This window comes from Streptomyces sp. NPDC039423, assembly GCF_055598725.1.
This window is the reverse complement of record NZ_JBVKAH010000005.1, coordinates 451,017-470,814: the sequence shown is the minus strand read 5'-3', so window position 1 is coordinate 470,814 and position 19,798 is coordinate 451,017. Positions and strand designations below refer to the sequence as shown.

General features: G+C 74.9%; 21 protein-coding genes. 8 read left to right on the top strand and 13 right to left on the bottom strand.

Annotated elements, in window-relative coordinates:
- Positions 1–362 precede the first annotated feature (362 nt).
- Entirely contained in the window at positions 363–1,037 is a 675-nt protein-coding gene (locus ACZ7LK_RS19470) for a DUF3000 domain-containing protein (RefSeq protein ID WP_392274277.1), read from the bottom strand.
- Between the two features lie 91 nt (positions 1,038–1,128).
- Here ACZ7LK_RS19470 and hemE point away from each other — a divergent pair, with 91 nt between their 5' ends.
- The gene (gene hemE, locus ACZ7LK_RS19465) at positions 1,129–2,193 is read left to right on the top strand and encodes a uroporphyrinogen decarboxylase (RefSeq protein WP_471142110.1); all 1,065 of its coding nucleotides are present in this window, start codon (positions 1,129–1,131) and stop codon (positions 2,191–2,193) included.
- A gap of 62 nt (positions 2,194–2,255) precedes the next feature.
- On the opposite strand, the gene ACZ7LK_RS19460 is transcribed toward hemE, so the two are convergent.
- Positions 2,256–3,644: an FAD-dependent oxidoreductase gene (locus ACZ7LK_RS19460; RefSeq protein WP_392274275.1), complete on the bottom strand. Its 1,389-nt coding sequence runs from the start codon at positions 3,642–3,644 to the stop codon at positions 2,256–2,258.
- 79 nt (positions 3,645–3,723) lie between these two features.
- On the opposite strand from ACZ7LK_RS19460, the gene hemG reads away from it, so the two are divergent.
- Together hemG and hemQ are read left to right on the top strand one after the other, a co-directional pair.
- Positions 3,724–5,169, top strand: a complete 1,446-nt coding sequence (gene hemG, locus ACZ7LK_RS19455; RefSeq protein WP_469464986.1) for a protoporphyrinogen oxidase — start codon at positions 3,724–3,726, stop codon at positions 5,167–5,169.
- Between the two features lie 4 nt (positions 5,170–5,173).
- Positions 5,174–5,887 carry a hydrogen peroxide-dependent heme synthase gene (gene hemQ / locus ACZ7LK_RS19450; protein ID WP_392274273.1) on the top strand — a complete coding sequence of 238 codons (714 nt, stop codon included), beginning with the start codon at positions 5,174–5,176 and terminating at the stop codon, positions 5,885–5,887.
- An 81-nt stretch (positions 5,888–5,968) separates the two neighbouring features.
- On the opposite strand, the gene ACZ7LK_RS19445 is transcribed toward hemQ, so the two are convergent.
- From ACZ7LK_RS19445 to ACZ7LK_RS19415, 7 genes are all read right to left on the bottom strand, one after another.
- Positions 5,969–6,205 carry a hypothetical protein gene (locus ACZ7LK_RS19445; protein WP_471142105.1) on the bottom strand — a complete coding sequence of 79 codons (237 nt, stop codon included), beginning with the start codon at positions 6,203–6,205 and terminating at the stop codon, positions 5,969–5,971.
- Positions 6,202–6,966, bottom strand: coding sequence for a TIGR04222 domain-containing membrane protein (locus tag ACZ7LK_RS19440; RefSeq protein ID WP_392274272.1), 765 nt, complete (start codon positions 6,964–6,966; stop codon positions 6,202–6,204). Before ACZ7LK_RS19440 ends, ACZ7LK_RS19445 begins: the two co-directional genes overlap by 4 nt.
- Positions 6,967–7,010: 44 nt before the next feature.
- Positions 7,011–7,610, bottom strand: coding sequence for a DUF4142 domain-containing protein (locus tag ACZ7LK_RS19435; protein ID WP_471142101.1), 600 nt, complete (start codon positions 7,608–7,610; stop codon positions 7,011–7,013).
- A gap of 104 nt (positions 7,611–7,714) precedes the next feature.
- Positions 7,715–8,716, bottom strand: coding sequence for a TIGR04222 domain-containing membrane protein (locus tag ACZ7LK_RS19430; RefSeq protein WP_471142098.1), 1,002 nt, complete (start codon positions 8,714–8,716; stop codon positions 7,715–7,717).
- Positions 8,716–10,197 (bottom strand): multinuclear nonheme iron-dependent oxidase, encoded by a 1,482-nt coding sequence (locus tag ACZ7LK_RS19425; protein WP_471142096.1) that lies wholly within the window; start codon positions 10,195–10,197, stop codon positions 8,716–8,718. The genes ACZ7LK_RS19430 and ACZ7LK_RS19425 overlap by 1 nt, the downstream gene beginning before the upstream one ends.
- 144 nt (positions 10,198–10,341) lie before the next feature.
- Positions 10,342–11,106, bottom strand: a complete 765-nt coding sequence (locus ACZ7LK_RS19420; protein ID WP_392274382.1) for a DUF4142 domain-containing protein — start codon at positions 11,104–11,106, stop codon at positions 10,342–10,344.
- 66 nt (positions 11,107–11,172) lie between these two features.
- Positions 11,173–11,913 (bottom strand): peptidyl-tRNA hydrolase, encoded by a 741-nt coding sequence (locus ACZ7LK_RS19415; protein ID WP_471142093.1) that lies wholly within the window; start codon positions 11,911–11,913, stop codon positions 11,173–11,175.
- Here ACZ7LK_RS19415 and ACZ7LK_RS19410 point away from each other — a divergent pair.
- Genes ACZ7LK_RS19410 through ACZ7LK_RS19395 form a run of 4 tightly spaced genes read left to right on the top strand, consistent with a single transcriptional unit; the run spans position 11,912 to position 14,329 of the window.
- Positions 11,912–12,589: an AIM24 family protein gene (locus tag ACZ7LK_RS19410; protein ID WP_392274267.1), complete on the top strand. Its 678-nt coding sequence runs from the start codon at positions 11,912–11,914 to the stop codon at positions 12,587–12,589. The two genes, ACZ7LK_RS19415 and ACZ7LK_RS19410, sit on opposite strands and share 2 nt — an antisense overlap.
- 44 nt (positions 12,590–12,633) lie before the next feature.
- Complete coding sequence (locus ACZ7LK_RS19405) at positions 12,634–13,458, top strand: ABC transporter ATP-binding protein (RefSeq protein ID WP_392274266.1); 825 nt, start codon at positions 12,634–12,636, stop codon at positions 13,456–13,458.
- Positions 13,455–14,123, top strand: coding sequence for an ABC transporter (locus ACZ7LK_RS19400; protein ID WP_392274265.1), 669 nt, complete (start codon positions 13,455–13,457; stop codon positions 14,121–14,123). Before ACZ7LK_RS19405 ends, ACZ7LK_RS19400 begins: the two co-directional genes overlap by 4 nt.
- 14 nt (positions 14,124–14,137) lie before the next feature.
- Positions 14,138–14,329: a hypothetical protein gene (locus tag ACZ7LK_RS19395; protein WP_392274264.1), complete on the top strand. Its 192-nt coding sequence runs from the start codon at positions 14,138–14,140 to the stop codon at positions 14,327–14,329.
- A 31-nt stretch (positions 14,330–14,360) separates the two neighbouring features.
- Here the strand turns inward: ACZ7LK_RS19395 and ACZ7LK_RS19390 are convergent, their stop codons facing one another.
- Complete coding sequence (locus ACZ7LK_RS19390) at positions 14,361–15,389, bottom strand: aldo/keto reductase (RefSeq protein WP_392274263.1); 1,029 nt, start codon at positions 15,387–15,389, stop codon at positions 14,361–14,363.
- Between the two features lie 51 nt (positions 15,390–15,440).
- A complete protein-coding gene (locus ACZ7LK_RS19385) occupies positions 15,441–16,397 on the bottom strand; it encodes a polysaccharide deacetylase family protein (protein WP_392274262.1) in 957 nt (318 codons plus the stop codon).
- 112 nt (positions 16,398–16,509) lie between these two features.
- Between ACZ7LK_RS19385 and ACZ7LK_RS19380 the strand changes: the two genes are divergently transcribed.
- Complete coding sequence (locus ACZ7LK_RS19380) at positions 16,510–17,733, top strand: cytochrome P450 (protein ID WP_392274261.1); 1,224 nt, start codon at positions 16,510–16,512, stop codon at positions 17,731–17,733.
- 78 nt (positions 17,734–17,811) lie between these two features.
- On the opposite strand, the gene ACZ7LK_RS19375 is transcribed toward ACZ7LK_RS19380, so the two are convergent.
- Together ACZ7LK_RS19375 and ACZ7LK_RS19370 are read right to left on the bottom strand one after the other, a co-directional pair.
- A complete protein-coding gene (locus ACZ7LK_RS19375; protein WP_469464988.1) occupies positions 17,812–19,170 on the bottom strand; it encodes an alkaline phosphatase PhoX in 1,359 nt (452 codons plus the stop codon).
- Positions 19,171–19,324: 154 nt separating this feature from the next.
- On the bottom strand, positions 19,325–19,750 hold the full coding sequence (locus tag ACZ7LK_RS19370; protein ID WP_392274260.1) for an OsmC family protein: 426 nt from the start codon (positions 19,748–19,750) through the stop codon (positions 19,325–19,327).
- Positions 19,751–19,798 lie beyond the last annotated feature (48 nt).

The window sequence follows — 19,798 nt, the reverse complement described above, 5'->3', positions numbered from 1 at the left end:
GGTCACAGACCTCTTCGGCAGCCCGGGCGCCCGCCTTTAGGGGAAGATCACGATTTAGTGAGTAACAATTGGGGCAATTCGGACGGGCGATCGATCATCCTACGAGCGCCCCGTCCCGCGCGGGGCGCTCACCGGCCCCATGGGTCACACCCCCGTGCGCCGTTTCGGGCCGGGAACGGTGTCCCCTCCGCCGGGCGCGAAGGCGTGCAGCCTACGGGAGGCGGGGGGAGGCGGGGTGGGTGGGGGCGGGCGGGCCCGCGCCCGCCCGCGGAGCGGACCCCGGCGCGGGCGGACCGGCGCGGGCGCGCCCGGCGGACCGCCCGGACGGGCCACCGGGCCCGGGAGCGGCAGGAGAACAGGGCCTACGGGTGCTGCGGGCCGCGGCGCTGGGGGAGGGACACCACCGCCGCCGTGCCCGGGTCCAGGGGCGTCGGCACGGACGGCGGCAGGCCGCCGATCTGGCACAGCAGGTCGCACCACGCGGCCAGGTGCGCCCCCGTGTCCGGCACCCCGCCGCGCCCCTCGCGAGGCGTCCAGGACGCCCGGATCTCGATCTGCGTGGCCGGGCGGCGTTCGGCGAGTCCGCCGAAGTAATGAGAACCCGCACGGGTGACGGTGCCCGAAGCCTCTTCGTACGACAGGCCCCGCGCCTCCAGCGCGCCCGTCAGCCACGACCAGGACACCTCCGGCAGCAGCGGGTCGGCCGCCATCTCCGGCTCCAGCTCCGCCCGCACCAGCGTCACCAGCCGGAAGGTGCCCTGCCAGGCCTCGTGGCCGGCCGGGTCGTGCAGCAGCACCAGGCGGCCGTCCGCCAGGTCCTCGTCACCGTCGACGACCGCCGCCTCCAGGGCGTACGCGTAGGGGGCCAGCCGCTGCGGGGGGCGGGACGGGTCCACCTCGATCTCCGGGCGCAGCCGCGCCCCGCGCAGCGCGTCGACCGCCTGCCGGAAAGCGGGCGGAACGGACGTACCCTCCTTGTCGTCGGTTCCCTCGGCATCGTCGGAGTGATCGGAGAACTGTCCCTGAGCCGCAGCCATGCGGGGAAGAGTAGGCGGAAGGACGGCCTCGCGCAGGGAGGGACACCCTCACCACGCCAGCCGCTTGGCCGTACATGCGAAGATTCTGGGCGTGAGTGCCATTGACAGCCCTTCGGGCCAGCAGACGAAGACCTACGACTCCGCGTTCCTGAAGGCGTGCAGGCGTGAGCCGGTGCCGCACACGCCCGTGTGGTTCATGCGGCAGGCGGGACGGTCGCTGCCCGAGTACCTGAAGGTCCGCGAAGGCATCCCCATGCTGGAGTCGTGCATGCGGCCCGAGCTGGTCACCGAGATCACCCTCCAGCCGGTACGGCGGCACAAGGTCGACGCCGCGATCTTCTTCAGCGACATCGTCGTGCCCCTCAAGGCCATCGGCATCGACCTCGACATCAAGCCCGGCGTCGGCCCGGTCGTCGCCGAGCCGATCCGCCGCCGCGAGGACCTGGACCGGCTGCGCTCCCTCACCCCCGACGACGTCCGTTACGTCACCGAGGCCATCGGGATGCTCACCGGCGAGCTGGGCACCACCCCGCTGATCGGCTTCGCCGGCGCGCCCTTCACCCTCGCGAGCTACCTCGTCGAGGGCGGCCCGTCCCGCAACCACGAGCACACCAAGGCGCTCATGTACGGCGACCCCGAGCTGTGGGCCGACCTGCTGGACCGCCTCGCCGACATCACCGCCGCCTTCCTGAAGGTGCAGATCGAGGCCGGCGCCTCCGCCGTCCAGCTCTTCGACTCCTGGGTCGGCGCCCTCGCCCCCGCCGACTACCGCCGCTCGGTCATGCCCGCCTCCACGAAGGTGTTCCGGGCGGTCGAGCAGTACGGCGTACCGCGCATCCACTTCGGTGTCGGCACCGGTGAACTCCTCGGCCTCATGGGCGAGGCGGGCGCCGACGTCGTGGGTGTCGACTGGCGCGTCCCGCTGGACGAGGCCGCCCGCCGCGTCGGCCCCGGCAAGGCGCTCCAGGGCAACCTCGACCCGGCCGTCCTCTTCTCCACCCCCGAGGCCGTCGAGACCAAGACCCGCGAGGTGCTGGACGCCGCCGCCGGGCTGGAGGGGCACGTCTTCAACCTGGGCCACGGGGTCCTGCCGACCACCGACCCGGACGCCCTGACCCGCCTGGTCGAGTACGTCCACACGCGCACCGCCCGCTGACGCGCGGGCCGGCCGGCCGCGGTGGTGGGCGGAGCACCCGCCCACCACCGCGGCCGGCCCCGTTACGCGCCCGCCTTCCGTACCGCCGCCACCGCCTTGCGGGCGGCGACCTGCACCGGGTCCCAGACCGGGGAGAACGGCGGCGCGTAGCCCAGGTCCAGCGCGGTGATCTGCTCGACCGTCATCCCGGCCGTCAGCGCCACCGCCGCGATGTCCACGCGCTTGGCCGCGCCTTCCCGTCCCACGATCTGACAGCCCAGCAGCCGGCCCGTACGGCGCTCGGCCAGCATCTTGACCGTCATCGGCGCAGCCCCCGGGTAGTACCCGGCCCTGCTGGTCGACTCCACGGTCACCGTCACGAACCGCAGCCCCACCGCCGCCGCGTCCTTCTCGCGCAGGCCCGTACGGGCGATCTCCAGCGAGCACACCTTGCTGACCGCCGTCCCGACGACCCCCGGGAACGTGCCGTACCCGCCGGCCACGTTGGAGCCGATGACCTGGCCGTGCTTGTTGGCGTGCGTGCCCAGCGGTACGTGCCGCTCCCGGCCGGACACCAGGTCCAGCACCTCCACGCAGTCACCGCCCGCCCAGATCTCCTCCCGGCCGCGCACCCGCATCGACAGGTCGGTGAGCAGCCCGCCGTACACGCCGACCGGCAGCCCGGCCTCCCGCGCCAGCCCCGTCTCGGGCGCCACCCCCATGCCCAGGACGACCACGTCCGCCGGGTACTCGGCGGACTCCGTCGCCACCGCCCGCACCCGGCCGTCGTCCCCGGTGAGGATCTTGGTGACCTCCGCGCCGCCGACCGTGGTGATGCCGAGCCCGTCCATCGCCTCGTGCACCAGCCGGCCCATGTCGGGGTCGAGCGTCGACATCGGCTGCTCGCCCCGGTTGAGGACGGTCACCTCGTAGCCGCGCTTCAGCAGCGCCTCCGCCATCTCCACGCCGATGTAACCGGCGCCGACCACGACGGCGTGCGACCCCCCGGAGGCGTCCAGCGTGTCCAGCAGCGCCTGGCCGTCGTCCAGGGTCTGCACCCCGTGCACACCGGCCGCGTCGATCCCCGGCAGCGGCGGCCGCACCGGGCGGGCGCCGGTGGCGATCACCAGCTTGTCGTAGCCCTCCCACGACTCGGCGCCCGACTCGGCGTCCCGCACCCGCACCCGCCCGCCGTCCGGGTCGAGGGCGGTCACCTCGGTGCGCAGCCGCAGGTCGATGCCGCGTTCGCGGTGCGCCTCCGGCGTACGGGCGATGAGCCGGTCCGGCCCGTCGACGTCACCACCGACCCAGTACGGAATGCCGCACGCCGAGTACGAGGTGAAGGTGCCGCGTTCGAACGCGACGATCTCCAGCTCGTCCGGGCCCTTCAGCCGGCGGGCCTGCGACGCGGCCGACATGCCCGCCGCGTCCCCGCCGATGACCACCAGTCGTTCTCGTCCCAGCTTTCCCATGCGGGACACGCTACGACGTGCGACCCCGACCCGACCGGTCACCGTCGGGACCGGCAACGGCGTTTGAGAGAGTGGGGTCATGAACGCGGACACGGGTGACACCCCCAGCAGCGGCCACGTCGTCGTCATCGGCGGCGGCATCGCGGGCCTCGCCGCGGCCCACCGGCTGAGCACCGCCGGACAGCGCGTGACCCTGCTGGAGGCCACCACCCGGCTCGGGGGCAAGCTGCACGCCGGCGAGATCGAGGGCGCCCCGGTGGACCTGGGCGCCGAGTCGATGCTCGCCCGCCGCCCCGAGGCCGTCGACCTGGCCCGCGCCGTGGGCCTCGGCGACCGCCTCCAGCCGCCGGCCACCGCGACCGCCGCCGTGTGGACCCGGGACGCGCTCCGGCCGATGCCCAAGGGCCACGTCATGGGCGTCCCCGGCGACGCGGCCGCCCTCGCCGGACTCCTGTCGCCCGAGGGCCTCGCCCGCATCGCGCACGAGGCGGACCTGCCCCCCGCCGACCCGGCCGCCCTCGGGGACGACATCGCCGTCGGCCGCTTCGTCGCCGACCGCCTCGGCCGCGAGGTCGTCGACCGGCTCGTCGAACCCCTCCTCGGCGGGGTGTACGCGGGGGACGCCTACGCCATCTCCATGCGCGCCGCCGTGCCCAAGCTCTTCGACGCCGCCCGTACCCACGGCACCCTCACCGAAGCCGTCCGGTCCCTCCAGCAGGCGCGGCAGCCCACCGGGCCCGCCTTCATGGGGATCGAGGGCGGCATCGGCACCCTGCCCGGGGCCGTCGCGGACGCCATCACCGCGCGGGGCGGCGAGGTCCTCACCGACACGCCCGTCCACGCCCTCACCCCGTCCCCCGGGGGTGGCTGGGACGTCCGTACCGGCGACCGCGTCCGCCACGCCGACGCGGTGGTCGTCGCCACCCCCGCCTGGTCCGCCGCCGAACTCCTCGCCGGCCAGGCCCCGGCGGCCGCCGCGGAACTCGCCGCCGTCGAATACGCCTCCATGGCCCTGGTCACCCTCGCCTTCCGGCGCGCGGACGTGGCGGGTGTCCTCCCCCCGGGCTCCGGCTTCCTCGTCCCGCCCGTCGACGGCCGCACCATCAAGGCGTCCACCTTCTCGTCGCAGAAGTGGAAGTGGACCGACGAGGGCTCCCGCGACCTGGTCGTGCTCCGCACCTCCGTGGGCCGCCACGGCGAGGAGGACCACCTGCACCGGGAGGACGCCGACCTGGTGGCCGTGTCCCTCAAGGACCTCGGCGACGCCACCGGCCTGGCCGCCCGGCCCGTCGCCACCGAGGTCACCCGCTGGATCGGCGGCCTGCCGCAGTACCCCGTCGGGCACCTCGCCCGGGTCGCGCGCATCCGCGAGGCGGTCGCCCGGCTGCCCGCCCTGCGCGTCTGCGGAGCCGTGTACGACGGCGTCGGCATCCCCGCGACCATCGCGAGCGCCCGGCGTGCGGCCGACGAGATCCTCGCCACGCCGACCCTGGCGCACGGCACCCTGAGCGACGAGCGAGAATAGCCCCATGAGTGCGCCCGAAAAGATCCCGAACGCCGGTAAGAAGGCGAAGGACCTCAACGAGGTCATCCGCTACACCCTGTGGTCCGTCTTCAAGCTGCGCGACGTCCTGCCCGAGGACCGGACCGGCTTCGCCGACGAGGTCCAGGAACTCTTCGACCAGCTCGCCGCCAAGGACATCACCGTCCGTGGCACGTACGACGTGTCCGGTCTGCGGGCCGACGCCGACCTGATGATCTGGTGGCACGCCGAGACCTCGGACGCGCTCCAGGAGGCGTACAACCTCTTCCGCCGCACGAAGCTCGGCCGCGCGCTGGAGCCGGTCTGGTCGAACATGGCACTGCACCGCCCCGCCGAGTTCAACCGGTCGCACATCCCGGCGTTCCTCGCCGACGAGACGCCCCGCGACTACGTCTCGGTGTACCCCTTCGTCCGCTCCTACGACTGGTACCTGCTGCCGGACGAGGACCGCCGCCGGATGCTGGCCGACCACGGCAAGATGGCCCGCGGCTACCCGGACGTCCGCGCCAACACGGTCGCCTCGTTCTCGCTGGGCGACTACGAGTGGATCCTCGCCTTCGAGGCGGACGAGCTCTACCGGATCGTGGACCTGATGCGCCACCTGCGTGCCTCCGAAGCCCGGATGCACGTCCGCGAAGAGGTCCCGTTCTACACCGGCCGGCGCAAGTCGGTCGCCGATCTGGTCGCGGGTCTCGCCTGACGGCCTCGACCTGACCGACCCGGTGACGGGCGGGCACGGTGTCCCGGACGCCCCCGCACGTCACCCCACCGACCCGGAAGATCAGACGGCCGGCCACTTCGCCCGCCGCTCCAGCGACACCGGGTCCGGCACCGGGTGCGGCGCGCGGCCAGCGCGCCGCACCGGCGTCCGCACCGGCGTCCGCACCGGCGTCCGCACCGGCGTCCGCACCGGCGTCCGCACCGGCGTCCGCACCGGCGTCCGCACCGGCGTCCGCAGCGGCGTCCGCACCGGCGTCCGCAGCGGCGTCCGCAGCGGCGTCCGCAGCGGCGTCCTCACCGGCCCCGCCGCGGTTCCGGGGCCAGCGCCGCCCGCAGCGCCGGGTCGTCCAGGGCGTGGACCCCGCCGATGGCGACGGCGGCGAGCGGATCGCCCGCGCGCACCCTCGTCAGCAGCCGCTGCCCGGTGGGGGAGGCCCAGCGGGTGTACGGGCGGACCTCGACGCGCGCGATGACCAGACAGCCGAGCGTGAGCACGAGCGGGAGCCCGAACCAGGTCAGCCCCCGCGCGTCCGGCCCCTGTCCCGCGGGGAGCAGCAGCGCGGTACCCGCCGCGAGCACGACCGTCAGCAGGGCCGCCAGCCGCACCGCCCGCAGCGCCGAGACGATGGCGGACCTGGCGCCGTCGGGCACCGCCAGCCCCGCCGCGACCAGCCGGTCGGCGAGCGCCCGCACCGCGTCGGCGGCGGAGGCCGTGGCACGGACCGCCGCTATCCGCGACTGGCCCTCCGGCCCTATCGCCCCGATCACCGACCTCTCCAGGTCGTCCGCGCCCTCGGGGTCCGGGTCCACGACGGTGGCCCACCCGGTGTGGGCGAGCCACAGCCGCCGCCTCCGGTGCAGCGACACCAGCGTCAGATCGGTGACCCGCTGCGGCCCGCCGGCCAGGAACGCCGCCTCGTACAGGCTCAGTTCACGCTCCCGGTCCACCGCGGTGACGGCGGGGACCGGCTGGGCGGCCTCGACGGCTGCCAGGCACAGCCGCGCGCAGCTGACGGCCGCCACGGCCCATGTCACCACCAGGAAGGGCACCCAGAACATGCCCGAGTTCTACGCGAGAGGGTGAACGCGGCGCCACCGGGTTTTCACGATGTGGACACGGCGTGCCGGGGCGCGGCGATGGCCTCCAGGGCGGTCAGGTCCGCGAGGAGCAGGCGCACCGTGTCGTCGGCGAGCGCGCGGACCAGGGTGTTGCGGGTGGTGGCGCGGACCTCGGCGGCCGCCGAGAACAGCCCGCCGTGCGCCCGGCGCAGCAGGCCGGCGAACACCGGCTCGTAGGCGGGCCCGTGCGCCTCGGTCAACCGCTCCAGCCAGCCCCGCTGTTCCTCGGTGGGCTGGCTCGGCAGCGGCATCCGGAGCCGGGCGGCGACGTCACGGACGCGGACGCCGAGGTACGTGTGGTCGTCCGCGAGGTGCCGCCCGGCGGCCTCGGTGACGCGGCTGGGGGCGCGGCCGGTGGCCTGCTGGGCGGCCGGCAGCGCCCAGAGCCCGGCCAGCCGGACCCGGACGACGAAGTCGCGGTCGGCGGTGGACAAGGGGCCCCACCGGGTCGGCACGGCACCGGCCGCCGAGCGGGCGGCGCCGGTGCCGGCGCGGTCGCCGTAGGACCAGACGGGGAACACGAGGGCGGCGAGGGTCGCCGTCAGGGCGACGACGACCAGGCCGGTGCCGGGGTGGGGTCGCATGGTGTTGTGCACGCTAGCGGGCGGCACCCGGGGCGTACGTGCGGTTGCCGGACATCCGGTCAACTCCCGTGCGCAATTGGTACGTTGGGGGGTTGTCGGTCCGTTCAGTCGCCGCCGCCACCCCCGCCGCAACCGCCACCGCCACCGCAGCTCGAACCACCGCTGGAGCCCCCGCAGCCGGAACCGCCGCCGGAGCCGCTGCCGCAGCCCGATCCGCCGCTGCACGCGGAGCCGCCGCCCCCGCCGCCCCCGCAGCCGCCCCCGCAACCGGAGCCGCCCGTGTCGGCGCTCGCGCACCACACGGTGACCGTGGTGGCCGCGAAGAGACCGTCCTGCTCCGTGCCGCCGCCGTCGCTGCTCCGGGCGGGTGTCCGCGCGGCCGTGACCAACTGCTCGCGGAGCGCGAGGTCGGGCAGCGCGCGCAGCCCGTGCACCGCCACCAGGTCCCCCGGCCCGGTCAGGTGGGCGTGCGCCCGGCGGTACGCGGCGAGCGCACGGCGGCCCGCCCCGGTGAGCCGGCGCCGGGCGACGGCCCCGCAGATGATCCCGATCACCACACCGGCGATCAGCGCGGGCAGCACCTTCACCACGAACGGGAACGGCAGGTCGCTGACGTCGGCGGTGGCGTACTCGGCGATCGTCCCGGCGACGGAGGCGATGAAGAGCAGCACGCAGCCCGCCGCCTGGGCGGCGCTCCGGCGGCGCCAGACGCGTCCCGCCCCGAGCGGCACGATCAGCCCCCGGGCGGCGAGCCGGTCGCCCACCTCCTGGACGGCGGGGTGGCGCATGGCCGCGAGCCGTACCGTGTGCAGCGCGCCGCTGGGCGCGGCGGCGATGGTGTCCAGCACCGCGCGCTCGACGGGGTCCTGCCCGACGGGGCGTACGACGTGGACGATGCCCGGCCCGCCGACGGCCACGCGGCCGTCCGCGGCCAGCGAGGCGAGGGCAGAGTCGACGACCCGGGCGGGCCCGCCGTTGAGGAACGCGGCCTCCACCCGGTAGTGGACGGAGCCGCCGGGCCAGCGTCGGGAGGCGGCCACCCCGCCGATGAGCAGGGCCGAGGAGACGGCGACGGCGACGTACAGCAGGAGTGCGAGGATGTTCATCACGCGGCCCGCCTCCCCACGAACGCGGCGCGGGCGGCACGCACCAGCCGGCCGGCCCGGCCCGGTGGCCGTGCCCCGGCCCGGTCCTGCCACCAGGCGGTGAGCCTCCGGCGGGCGACGGGGTCCTCCGGCCGCCCGGCGACCAGCAGGTGCTCCGCGAAGTCCAGCGCGTCGCGCCGGTAACCGCCGCGCATGGGGCGGGAACCGGCGTAGGCCAGGAACGCGGCGCGGTACCCGCCGCCGAGGATCTCCGGCAGCTCGGGCGCGACCTTGGCGACGACACCGGCGCGCTTGGCGGCCAGCGCCCTGTTCTGCACCCGCAGCCGCGCGTGGTCGAAGCCCTCGGGCGCGGGCGTCCCGGCGACCAGTGCCGACAGCAGGGCGGCCTGGGCGATCCCCAGCCGCTCCCGGGCCCCGGTCCCGCCGCTCCCGGTCGCCGTGAGCCGTGGCGGAACGGGCCGTGGCCGGGGACCGGCCCCGAGCGCCGTACCGGCCGGGTGCGGGGACTGCGGGGGGTGCGTGGTGAGCGCCGGGCCCGCCGGGTCCCGGTGGAGGTCCCGGCCCGTGTCCTCGCCCGCGCCGACCAGGGCCGGCACCTTCGCGGGGAGCGTCTCCCGCGCGGGGCCCGCGGCAGGGGTCACGGCCCCCTTGGCGGGGGCCGCCGCCCGGACCGTCTCGCGGATGGCGGTGAGTTCGGCCGCCAGCTCCTCGGCCGGCGGGAAGTCGTCGTCCCGCTCCAGCAGGACGCCCGGCGGGGCCGCCCGCGAGGAGAGGTCCGCGAGGACGTCCAGGACGGCCCGGGGGACCGGGTGGGCGTGGGTGTCGTGCCAGACGCCGTCCCGCTCGATCCCGCCCGCCACGTGCACGTAGGCGATGGCCTCGACCGGCAGCTCCGCCAGGGCCTTCGCCGGGTCCTCGCCCCGGTTGACGTGGTTGGTGTGCAGGTTCGCCACGTCGATCAGGAGGCGGACGCCCGTGCGTTCCACCAGCTCGGCCAGGAACCGCCCCTCCGACAGCTCCTCGCCGGGCCAGGAGAACAGCGCCGCTATGTTCTCCAGCGCCAGCGGGACCGGCAGCGCGTCCTGGGCGATGCGCACGTTCTCGCACAGCACGTCCAGCGCGTCCCGGGTGCGCGGCACCGGCAGCAGGTGCCCCGCCTCCAGCGCGGGAGAGGCGGTGAGCGGCCCCCCGGCCCGTACGAAGGCGATGTGCTCGGTGACCAGCGGTGCCCCCAGCGCGGTGGCCTTCTCCGCCAGCTCCGCGAGCCGCCCCTCGTCCGGCCGGTCCGCACCGCCCAGACCCAGTGACACGCCGTGCGGGACGACGGTGACGCCCCGCTCGCGCAGCCGCAGCAGGGGGTCGGGGAGGTGGCCGGAGCAGATGTTCTCCGCCACCACCTCCACCCAGTCCACGCCGGCCAGCCCCTCCACCGCGTCCGCGATCTCCGGACGCCAGCCGATGCCGGTACCCAGTTCCCTCATGTCCCCCTCCTTCTGCGTCGGTCGGAAGGGTAATGGCCCCGGCGGTGGAAGCCCGAAACGGGAGAACCGCAGTTCAGAGCTTCATTTGAGGTTACGGCCGGGGCTCACGGCCGGGGCTTGCGACCGGGCGTCGGAGGCGGGCCGTCAGGGCCGGTTGGTGTTGATCGCGGTCGGCGGACCGGGCTGCGTCGACGGCCGGGAGGTGAAGGACTGGTCCGTCCCCGTCGGCACGGCCGGTGACGGCGCCGGGGGCAGGTTGCCGTTGGGCGCCGGCGGACCGGACGGGCTCGCCGTCGCGCCGCCCGCCGCCTCGTTGGCGATCGCGTCGAAGTCGACCCTGCCGGTCGCCTCCAGCATCGTGATGTGGTCCAGCACCGTCTGGTTGGCGTCGGACGCGAGCTGCCGTATCAGGGTGTTGCGCGTGGTGTGCCGCACCTGGGCGACCAGCGCGAAGACCTTGCCGTGCGCGTTGCGCAGCAGGTTGGCGAACTTCCGCTCGTACTCCTCGCCGCTCGCCGCCGACAACTCGCGCAGCCAGCCCTGCTGCTGCTCCGTCGGCTGGTTCGGCAGCTCGACGCCCAGCTTCGCCGCCACGTCGCGCGCCCGCTGGTCGAGGTCGGTGTGGCCGACGACGAGGTGGTCGCCCGTGTCCTTGATGGCCTGGCTCGGCGCCCGCTCGATCGCCTGCTGGCCGGCGGGCAGCTCCCAGAGCCCCGCCAGCCGGACCTTCACCAGGAAGTCACGGTCGGTCGCCGACAGCGGTCCCCACTGGGTCGCCACGGTCGACGCGTTGAGGTTGGCCTGGCCGGTTCCCGAGCGGTCGGCGTACGACCAGACCGGGAACGCCAGCGCGCCGACCGTGGCGACGAGGGCCGCGATGATGAGTGCCGAGCCGTTGATGCGTCGCAACAACAAGGTGGTGCCTCCCGAACCTGATGGCATTACTGGGAGGTACGTATACAGGGAAGGGAACGTTCAGTCGCCCCGGGGAGGAAAGTCGGCGACCACCGTGCACGACCCGGGAGCGATCTCGGTGAAGCCCGCGTCCCGCACCAACGGCCGTCCGCTCGTGCTGAGTCGGGCCCACCGGTCGGGGTGCGCGGTGCGCACGGCGAGCGGGAACCCGGCCTGCCGCCAGGCCGCGCGGTCCTCCTCCGCCATCGCCCGCCACAGAAGCTGCGCGCCATGGCCGACCTGCGCCATCTCCTTGCCGGTCGACATGCGCAGGTCCGGGTTGAGCCACAGCAGTGCCCGCCCGGGGGCGGGCGTCCCCGGCTCGCCGTCGTCGTCCAGCTCGGTGCCCGACACCTGGAGCTTGGCCAGCTCCTTGGGCCAGCCGTCCAGCGGGACCGGCGGGAAGACCCGTACCTCCGCGGTGCCGCCCGTGACCGTGATGCCCGGCAACTCCGCCGCCTTGCGCCACTCCGCGCCGCGCGCCCGGCGCACCACCTTGCGGATGCGGGCGTCCTCCCAGCCGCGCACGGCCCCGGCCCACTCCCCGTCGCCGTGCGACCGCTCGTCCGACAGCAGCACGAGCACCGCGCGGGCCGCGGTCTCCAGCGCGTCGGTGCGCGCGGGGGGCTCGGAACGCTCGACGCGGACGACGAGGGGAAGGACGAACTGGGGGGCGTCATCACTGCTCACCCGCACAGTCTGCCAGCCCGCCGGACAGCCGTTCTTGGCGGAACAAGGGGTTCCGGGACACCATGCCCGCATGAAGAGCGATCTTTTCGCGTCCGAGAACATGGCGCAGCAGGCGGCAGTGCCCGGCATGACCCTCCAGAACGCGAAGTCGGTCAAGTACGTGGTCAACGGCGAGATGCACGCCCGGCAGGGATCGATGATCGCCTACCGCGGCAACCTCCAGTTCGAGCGCAAGGGCCAGGGCCTGGGCGGCATGCTCAAGCGGGCCGTCACCGGCGAGGGCCTGCCGTTGATGGCCGTCCGCGGCCAGGGCGAGGCGTGGTTCGCGCACGAGGCGCAGAACTGCTTCATCGTCGACATCGAGCAGGGCGACGCGCTTACGGTCAACGGCCGCAACGTCCTGTGCTTCGACGCCACCCTCTCGTACGACATCAAGACCGTGAAGGGCGCCGGGATGACCGGCGGCGGCCTGTTCAACAGCGTCTTCACCGGGTACGGCAAGCTCGCCGTCATCTGCGAGGGCAACCCCGTGGTCATCCCGGTCACCACCCACCAGCCGGTGTACGTCGACACCGACGCCGTCGTCGGCTGGAGCGCCCAGCTCGACACGTCGCTGCACCGCTCGCAGTCCCTGGGCTCGATGCTGCGCGGCGGCTCCGGCGAGGCCGTACAGCTCATGCTCCAGGGCGAGGGCTTCGTGGTGGTACGCCCCAGCGAGCTGACCCCCGAGAAGGCGAAGCAGAGCTGAACCTCCACCACGTCGGCCGCCGTTACGGCCTGACCGGACCATGGGTGCTGCGGGGAGCCGACCTCGGGCTGCCCGCGGGCGCCCTGGTCCGGATCGAGGGCGGCAACGGCAGCGGCAAGTCGACGCTGCTGCGGCTGATCGCCGGGATCGACGCCCCGACCGAGGGCCGCGTCACCGGCCGGCCCCGACGCACGGCGTACGTCCCCGAGCGCTTCCCCGCCGCCCTGCCGTTCACCGCCACCGGCTACCTCGTCCACCTCGGGCGCGTCCACGGGCTCCGGCGGCGTACCGCGGCGGAGCGGGCAGCCGCGTGGCTGGAGCGGTTCGGGGCCGCGGCCCACGCCCGCACCCCGCTGGCCGAACTGTCCAAGGGCACCAGCCAGAAGGTCGCCGTCGCCCAGGCGCTGCTCGCCGAACCCGGCCTGCTGGTCCTGGACGAGGCGTGGACCGGTCTGGACGCGGCGGCCCGCGCGGAACTGGACCGGGCGGTGGAGGAGCGGGTCGCGGCGGGCGGGACGGTGGTGTTCGTCGACCACGACCCGCGGCGGCTCGAAGGCGCGGCGGACGCGGTGTACGCGGTACGCGGCGGCCGCCTCGAGACCCGTCCGCGCACCGCCCGGCCCGGTCCCTCACCGACCGCCGGAGCGCAGCCGCCGGTGCGGGTGGTGGCGTCGGGCGGCCGTCTCGCGGAGCTGCGGGCCGACCGGCTTCCCGGCTCGCCCGTGTACACCACGGGCCCCGGCGGGGACGTGACGTTCACCGTGCCGGCCGCCCAGTCCGACGCGCTGCTGCGGGAGCTGCTGACGGCCCGCCCCGCGTGGCACATCCACCGGGTGAGCCCCGGGACGATCACGAGCAGGACCACATGACCGCGCTCCTCCGCTACCGGACCGCCCTGCTGTTGCGCTCCCAGCGCTGGCTCCCGCCGCTCCTGCTGTACGTGGCGTTCCTCGCCGTCGGCATACGCGTCGGGGAACCGCTCCTCGGCGCCCTCGGCTACGCCTCCGCCCCCCTGCTGCCGGTCACCGCCTGGCTCGTACGGATCTGCCTGAACCAGGAGCCCCCGGCCGCCCGGAACGTCACCGCGGCGGCGGCCGGCCGCGTCCGCGTCCACCTCGCGGCGGTCCTCACCGGCACCCTGGGCGCGGCCGTGCCGGGAGCGGCCGCGCTGCTGGTGGTGCCGGTGGCGGCCGCGCCGGTGGCCGCCGACGGGCGGACCGCCGTGCCGCTGCTGCCCGCCACCGCCGCGGGCCTGCTCACCGGGGCGGTCTGCGTGCTGCTCGGCGCGGCCGTGGGCGCCCTGCTGACCCGCCCGCTGCTGCCCGCCCCGGGCTGGTCCTTCGCCGCGATCACGGCGGCCGCCCTGCTGGCCCTGGTGACCACCGGCTCGCCCGCCAACACCGCCGTGACCGGCCTGGTGACCGGCAACCTCACCGGCAGGGTCGCGGTGCCGCTGCTCCCGCTGGCGGCCGCGGCGGCGCTGGCGGCGGGCGCGGTCGCGCTCGCCTGCCGGCTCACCGCCGTCCGGGAGTGAGTACGCTCGGACGTATGGACGATTCGTACGGTGAGACGCCGGCCGCCCGGGACGCCGAGCCCCGGGAGCGGGCGCAGGACGGGCAGCCGTACGCCGCGTGCGTGCTGTGCCAGGAGCCGACCGAGTACCCGGAGTCGACGAAGGGCATCACCCTGTGCCCGGTGTGCGAGTGGCGGGAGGCGGAGCGCACCGCCTGCTCCGGCTGACGAGGCCGCCCCGCCCGGCTCGGCACACGCCCTAGCCGCGGACCGACCGGGACGCGCGCCAGGTGCGCCGGTCGTCGATGTCCGCGTGCCGGTCGCCGTAGACGTTGCGCACGATGCCCGGTTCGGCCAGGAAGTCGTGCGGGAAGCCCAGCGGCACCGCGCTCACCCGGTCGAGCCGTGCCACGGCGTCCGCGTCCAGCCGTACGTCCAGGCAACCGAGGTTGTCGGCGAGCTGGCCGGGCCTGCTGGCGGCGACCAGGGGCACGATGTTGCCGGGGCGGCCGCGCAGCCAGGCCAGCGCCACCTGCGCCGGGGTCCAGCCGCCCTGCTCCGCGATGTCCAGGACGGCGGTGATCACCCCGGCCTCCCGGTCGTCCTCCCGCATCCCGTCCGCCGACAGCCGCCCCGGCTCGCCGCGCCGGTACTTGCCGGTGAGCTTCCCGGCCGCCAGCGGCGCCCAGGCCATGACGGTCTGGTCGTAGGCGCGTGCCTGCGGCAGCAGCTCCCGCTCGACGGTGCGTTCCAGCAGGTTGTAGCGGAGCTGGGAGCCGGCGAAGGAGGTCCAGCCGCGCAGCTCGGCCAGGGTGCTCGCCTGGGCGATCTCCCAGGCGGGCCAGTCGGACACCCCGAGGTAGAGCACCTTCCCGGCGCGTACGAGGTCGTCCAGCGCCCGCATCACCTCCTCGACCGGCGTGTACACGTCGCGCGCGTGCACCCACAGCACGTCGAGACGGTCGGTGCGCAGCCGGGCGAGGCTCTCCTCGACGGACCGCACCAGATTCTTGCGGTGGTTGCCGCCGGAGTTCACGTCGCCCTCGCGGGTCGCGCAGGTGTACTTGGACGCCAGCACGAACCGGTCCCGGCGGCCGTCGAGCAGCTTGCCGAGGACGGTCTCGGAGGCGCCGCCGCCGTAGACATCGGCCGTGTCGACGAAGTTGCCGCCCGCCTCCGCGTACGCGTCGAGGATGCGGCCGCTGGTGTCGTCGTCGCCCATGACCATGGCGCCGAGCGCCAGTTCGCTCACGCGCAGACCGGTCCGGCCGAAGAGTGTGTAACGCACGATGTGTCCCCTCGTCAGTCGTGGTCCCGACGCTAGGGGTTGGAGTGCGCCCTAAGGCAAGTCCGTGCCCTCCCGCCCGGCGCCCATCAGCTCCGAGACCTTGACGAAGCGGTAGCCGCGCCGGCGCAGCTCCGGGACGATGCGCCGGACCGCCCGCTCGGTGACGGGCGCGGCGCTGCGGGTGCAGTGCATCACCACCAGCGACCCGGGCCGTACCCCGGCCAGCACCTGCTCGGCGACCGCGTCGGCGTCGGTGGCGAAGGCGTCGCCGCTGACCACGTCCCACTGCACGGCCGTCACCCGCGCGGAGGTCAGCGCGCGCAGCGCCCCCTCGTCGTAACAGCCCCCGGGGAAGCGGAAGTAGGGGACGACGTTGCGCGCTCCTGCCGCGCGGAACGCGTCGAAGGCGCGGCGCACGTCGGTGGCCATGTCCTGCCGGTCCAGCGTGGGCAGCCCGTAGCAGGGTGTCGTGAAGGCGTGGTGGCTGTAGGAGTGGTTGGCGATCTCGAAGCGCGGGTCGTTGCCGATGGCCCTGGCCTGGTCGGGGTACTGCTCGGCCCAGCGCCCGGTCATGAAGACGGTCGCGTCGACATCCAGGCGGCGGAGCGTGTCGATCAGCGGGGGATTGTCGAACCGTTCGCCGTTCGCCGCCCGGGGGCCCTGGTCCGCGGTCATGTCGGCGTCGAACGTGAGCGCCACGGTCCGGCCGGCCGTCGCGGGGCCCCGTTCGAAGACGGGCGTGAGGCCGCCGGGGCCGGGGGCCATGGTGGGCGGTGTCCTCGGCGCGGTGCCCCGGGGGGCGGAGCCCGGCGGGGTGCCTGGCGCGGTGTCCGGCGCGGCCCTCGGCGGTGTCCCGGCGGGAGAGGGGCTCACGGCGGCGGGCGGTCGCCCGGGCGGGGCGGGGCGGGAGACGGCGGCCTCGCCGCAGCCCGCGAGAAGGGGGCACAGAACGACAGCGGCCGACACCCTGCGTACAAAAGAGATCACAGGCGGAAAATATATGATCATCGTGGGAATGGGTGTGCATCCCGCTTCCGTCCGGAGTAGTCCAGCGCGATGTCCCGCCCCGCCCGGGTGATCGTGAGGGGGAACCGCAGCCACCGAAGGGACGGACGGACCCATGACCGAGGACACCGCGACACGGCCCATCCTGGGTCCGCCACCCGTGCGGCACTGGCCCGCCCTGGACATCAGCGGCACCGAGTTCGACCCGGTGCTCGCGGAGCTGATGCGGGAGGGGCCGGTCAGCCGCGTCCAACTGCCCCACGGCGAGGGCTGGGCCTGGCTGGTGACCCGCTACGACGACGTCAGGGCGGTCACCAACGACCCCCGCTTCACCCGCGCCCCCGTCGCCGACCGCCAGGTCACCCGGCTCGCGCCCCACTTCAAGCCCAAGCGGGGCTCGCTCGCCTTCGCCGACCAGCCCGACCACAACCGGCTGCGGGCCGCCGTGGCGCCCGCCTTCACCCAGCGCGGAGTGGAGCGGCTGCGCCCCCGCGCCCAGGAGGTCCTCGACGGACTGGTGGACGTGCTGCTCGCGGACGGCCCCCCGGCGGACCTCACCGCGCGGATCCTGGAACCCTTCCCCATCGCCGTGGTCTGCGAGGTCATGGGCGTGCCCGCCGCCGACCGGGAGCGGATGAGCGCCTGGACCCGGCAGATCGTCTCCTCCTCGGGCGGCGCCGCCGCCAGCGCCGCGGCCAAGGACGGCATGTACGGCTGGTTCGCCGAGGCGATCCGCTCGCGCGGCGGCAGCACGGAGGAGGACGTCGTCTCGCTGCTGGGCGCGGCGGTCGGGCGGGGCGACATCACCGAGGAGGAGGCGATCGGCCTCGTGGGGCCCCTCCAGATCGGCGGGGAGGCCGTCACCGCCAACACCGGCCAGATGTTCTTCCTCCTGCTGACCCGGCCCGCCCTCCTCGAACGGCTCCGTGCCGAGCCCGCCGTCCGGCCGCGCGCCATCGACGAACTGCTGCGCTACATCCCGCACCGGGCCGCCGTCGGGCTGGCCCGGATCGCCCAGGAGGACGTGGAGATCCGGGGCGTCCGGATCAGCGCGGGAGAGCCGGTCTACGTCTCGTACCTCGCCGCCAACCGCGACCCGGGGGTGTTCCCCGACCCCGAGCGGATCGACGTCGACCGCACCCCCAACCCGCACCTCGCCTTCGGGCACGGCCCGCACTACTGCATGGGCGGGCTGCTCGCGCGGATGCAGACCGAGCTGCTGGTCGACACCCTGCTCGACCGCCTCCCGGAGCCGCGCCTGGCGGTGCCGCCCGGGAAGGTGCCGTGGCGGCGCAGCACGCTGATCCGCGGCCCGGAGGCCCTGCCGGTCACCTGGTGAGTCCGGCGGGCCCGCCCGGCCGGGCCCCGCACCGGCCGCCGGCGGGGGCGGTGAACGCGCCCCCGCCGGCGTGGCGGATCAGCTCCAGGGGCCGGTCACCGCGAACGTCGTCCCCGGGGTGTAGCAGTTGACGTACATCGTCCCGCCGTCCGGGGAGAAGGTGACGCCCGCGAACTCGCCCCACTCCGGTCGCTCCGGGGTGCCGATGTTCTGCGCGCCTCGCGCCACCGCGTACACCTCGCCCCGCCGGGTCAGCCCGTACACGTGCTGGGCGCCGTTGCCGTCCTCGCACACCATCAGGCCGCCGCCGGGGGCCAGGCAGATGTTGTCGGGCGACTCGCCCGGCAGCCGGACGTCACTGCTCGGCCCGAACACGACCACCAGCGTCAGCCGGCGCCGGTGCGGGTCGTACTTCCACACCTGCCCGTAGTGGTCGGCGGCCGACCCGTCGGCGGACCGGGCGAAGCTGGAGACGAAGTAGACGCAGCGCCCGCCCCAGTAGCAGCCCTCCAGCTTCTGGGCGTGGGTGATGCCCTTGGGGCCGAAGTCCTGGAGCCGGATCGGCGTCTCCCGCGCCTGGCTGTCCGGTACGGGGACCCACTCGACGCCCTCGAACACCGTGCCCGGCTCCCGCACGGCCGACAGGTCCGGCACGCCCGGGACGCGCATCGCCTCCAGCTCGCCGCCGGCACGCAGCGAACCGGTGCCGCCGAGCGGCCGGTGGGGCAGGAAGCGGTAGAAGAGCCCGAACGGCTTGGTGAAGGCGTCCTCGGTCTCGTACACGATCCCGTTGTACGGGTCGACCGCCACGGCCTCGTGCTGGAAGCGTCCCATCGCCGTCAGCGGCACGGCGCCGGTGCGCAGCGGGTCGCCGGGGTGCACCTCGAAGACGTATCCGTGGTCCTTGGCGTACCCGTTGGTGCCCGCCCGGTCCTCGGTCTCCTCGCAGGTGAGCCAGGTCCCCCAGGGCGTCCGGCCGCCCGAGCAGTTGACGGCGGTGCCCGCGACGGCGACGCGCTCCCCGAGGACGTTGTTGCGCCCGTCCAGCTCCAGCGCCGTACAGCCGCCCTTGGCGCCGGGGTCGTAGGTCAGGCCCCGGACCGCCGGCACGCCGAGGGGGGCGGAGGCGCGGTTCTCGTGGTTGCGGACGAGGTGGACGCGGCCGCGCCGGCCGGCGAAGGCGCCCATGCCGTCGCAGTTGCCCGGCACCCTGCCCTCGCCGGAACGGAGGGGGTCGCCCGAGCGGGAGAGGACCTCGTAGCGGAAGCCCTTCGGCAGGTCCAGCAGACCGGCGGGGTCGGCGACGAGGGGGCCGTAGCCGGCCCGGCCGTGGGCGGCGGCGGAGCCGGCGAAGAGCTCCGAGAAGGCGCCGGCGAAGGCGATGCCGGCGACGGACGCGCCGGTGCGGGCCAGGATCTGACGTCGTGTTGCGGACAGCCGTTCGGACACGAGGCAACAACTCCCTGCTGACGGCACCCCGGGGGCCGGGGCCCCGGGGCAGGACAGGTGTGACGTGACCCGCACGTGTGTATCACGCAGTGTGGTGACACGTGAACAGTGCGAGCCACGTCGCCTCGTGTGTCGCCCGGTGTCAGACCAGCTTGGCGGTGAGGGTGATCTCGGTGCCGGTGAGCGCCTGGCTGACCGGGCAGCCGGCCTTGGCCTCCTCGGCGGCCTTGCCGAAACCGGCCTCGTCCAGTCCCGGGACCTCGCCCTCCACGGTGATGTGGATGCCGGTGATGCCCTTGCCCGGCTGGAAGGTCACGTCGGCCTTGGTGGTGAGCCGGGCCGGCGGGTTGCCCGCCTTCGTGAGCGAACCGGACAGGAACATCGAGAAGCAGCTTGAGTGGGCGGCCGCGATCAGCTCCTCCGGGCTGGTCATGCCGTTCGGCTCCTCGGCGCGGGCCGGCCAGGAGACCGGGTACTGGCCGATGCCGGAGGAGTCGAGGGACACGGTGCCCGAGCCCTCGGCGAGGTTGCCTTCCCAGACGGTGTGCGCGTGACGCGTGGTGGCCATGCCGGATTCCCTTCGGAACGATGCAGACCCCGGACGGGCCATGCCACC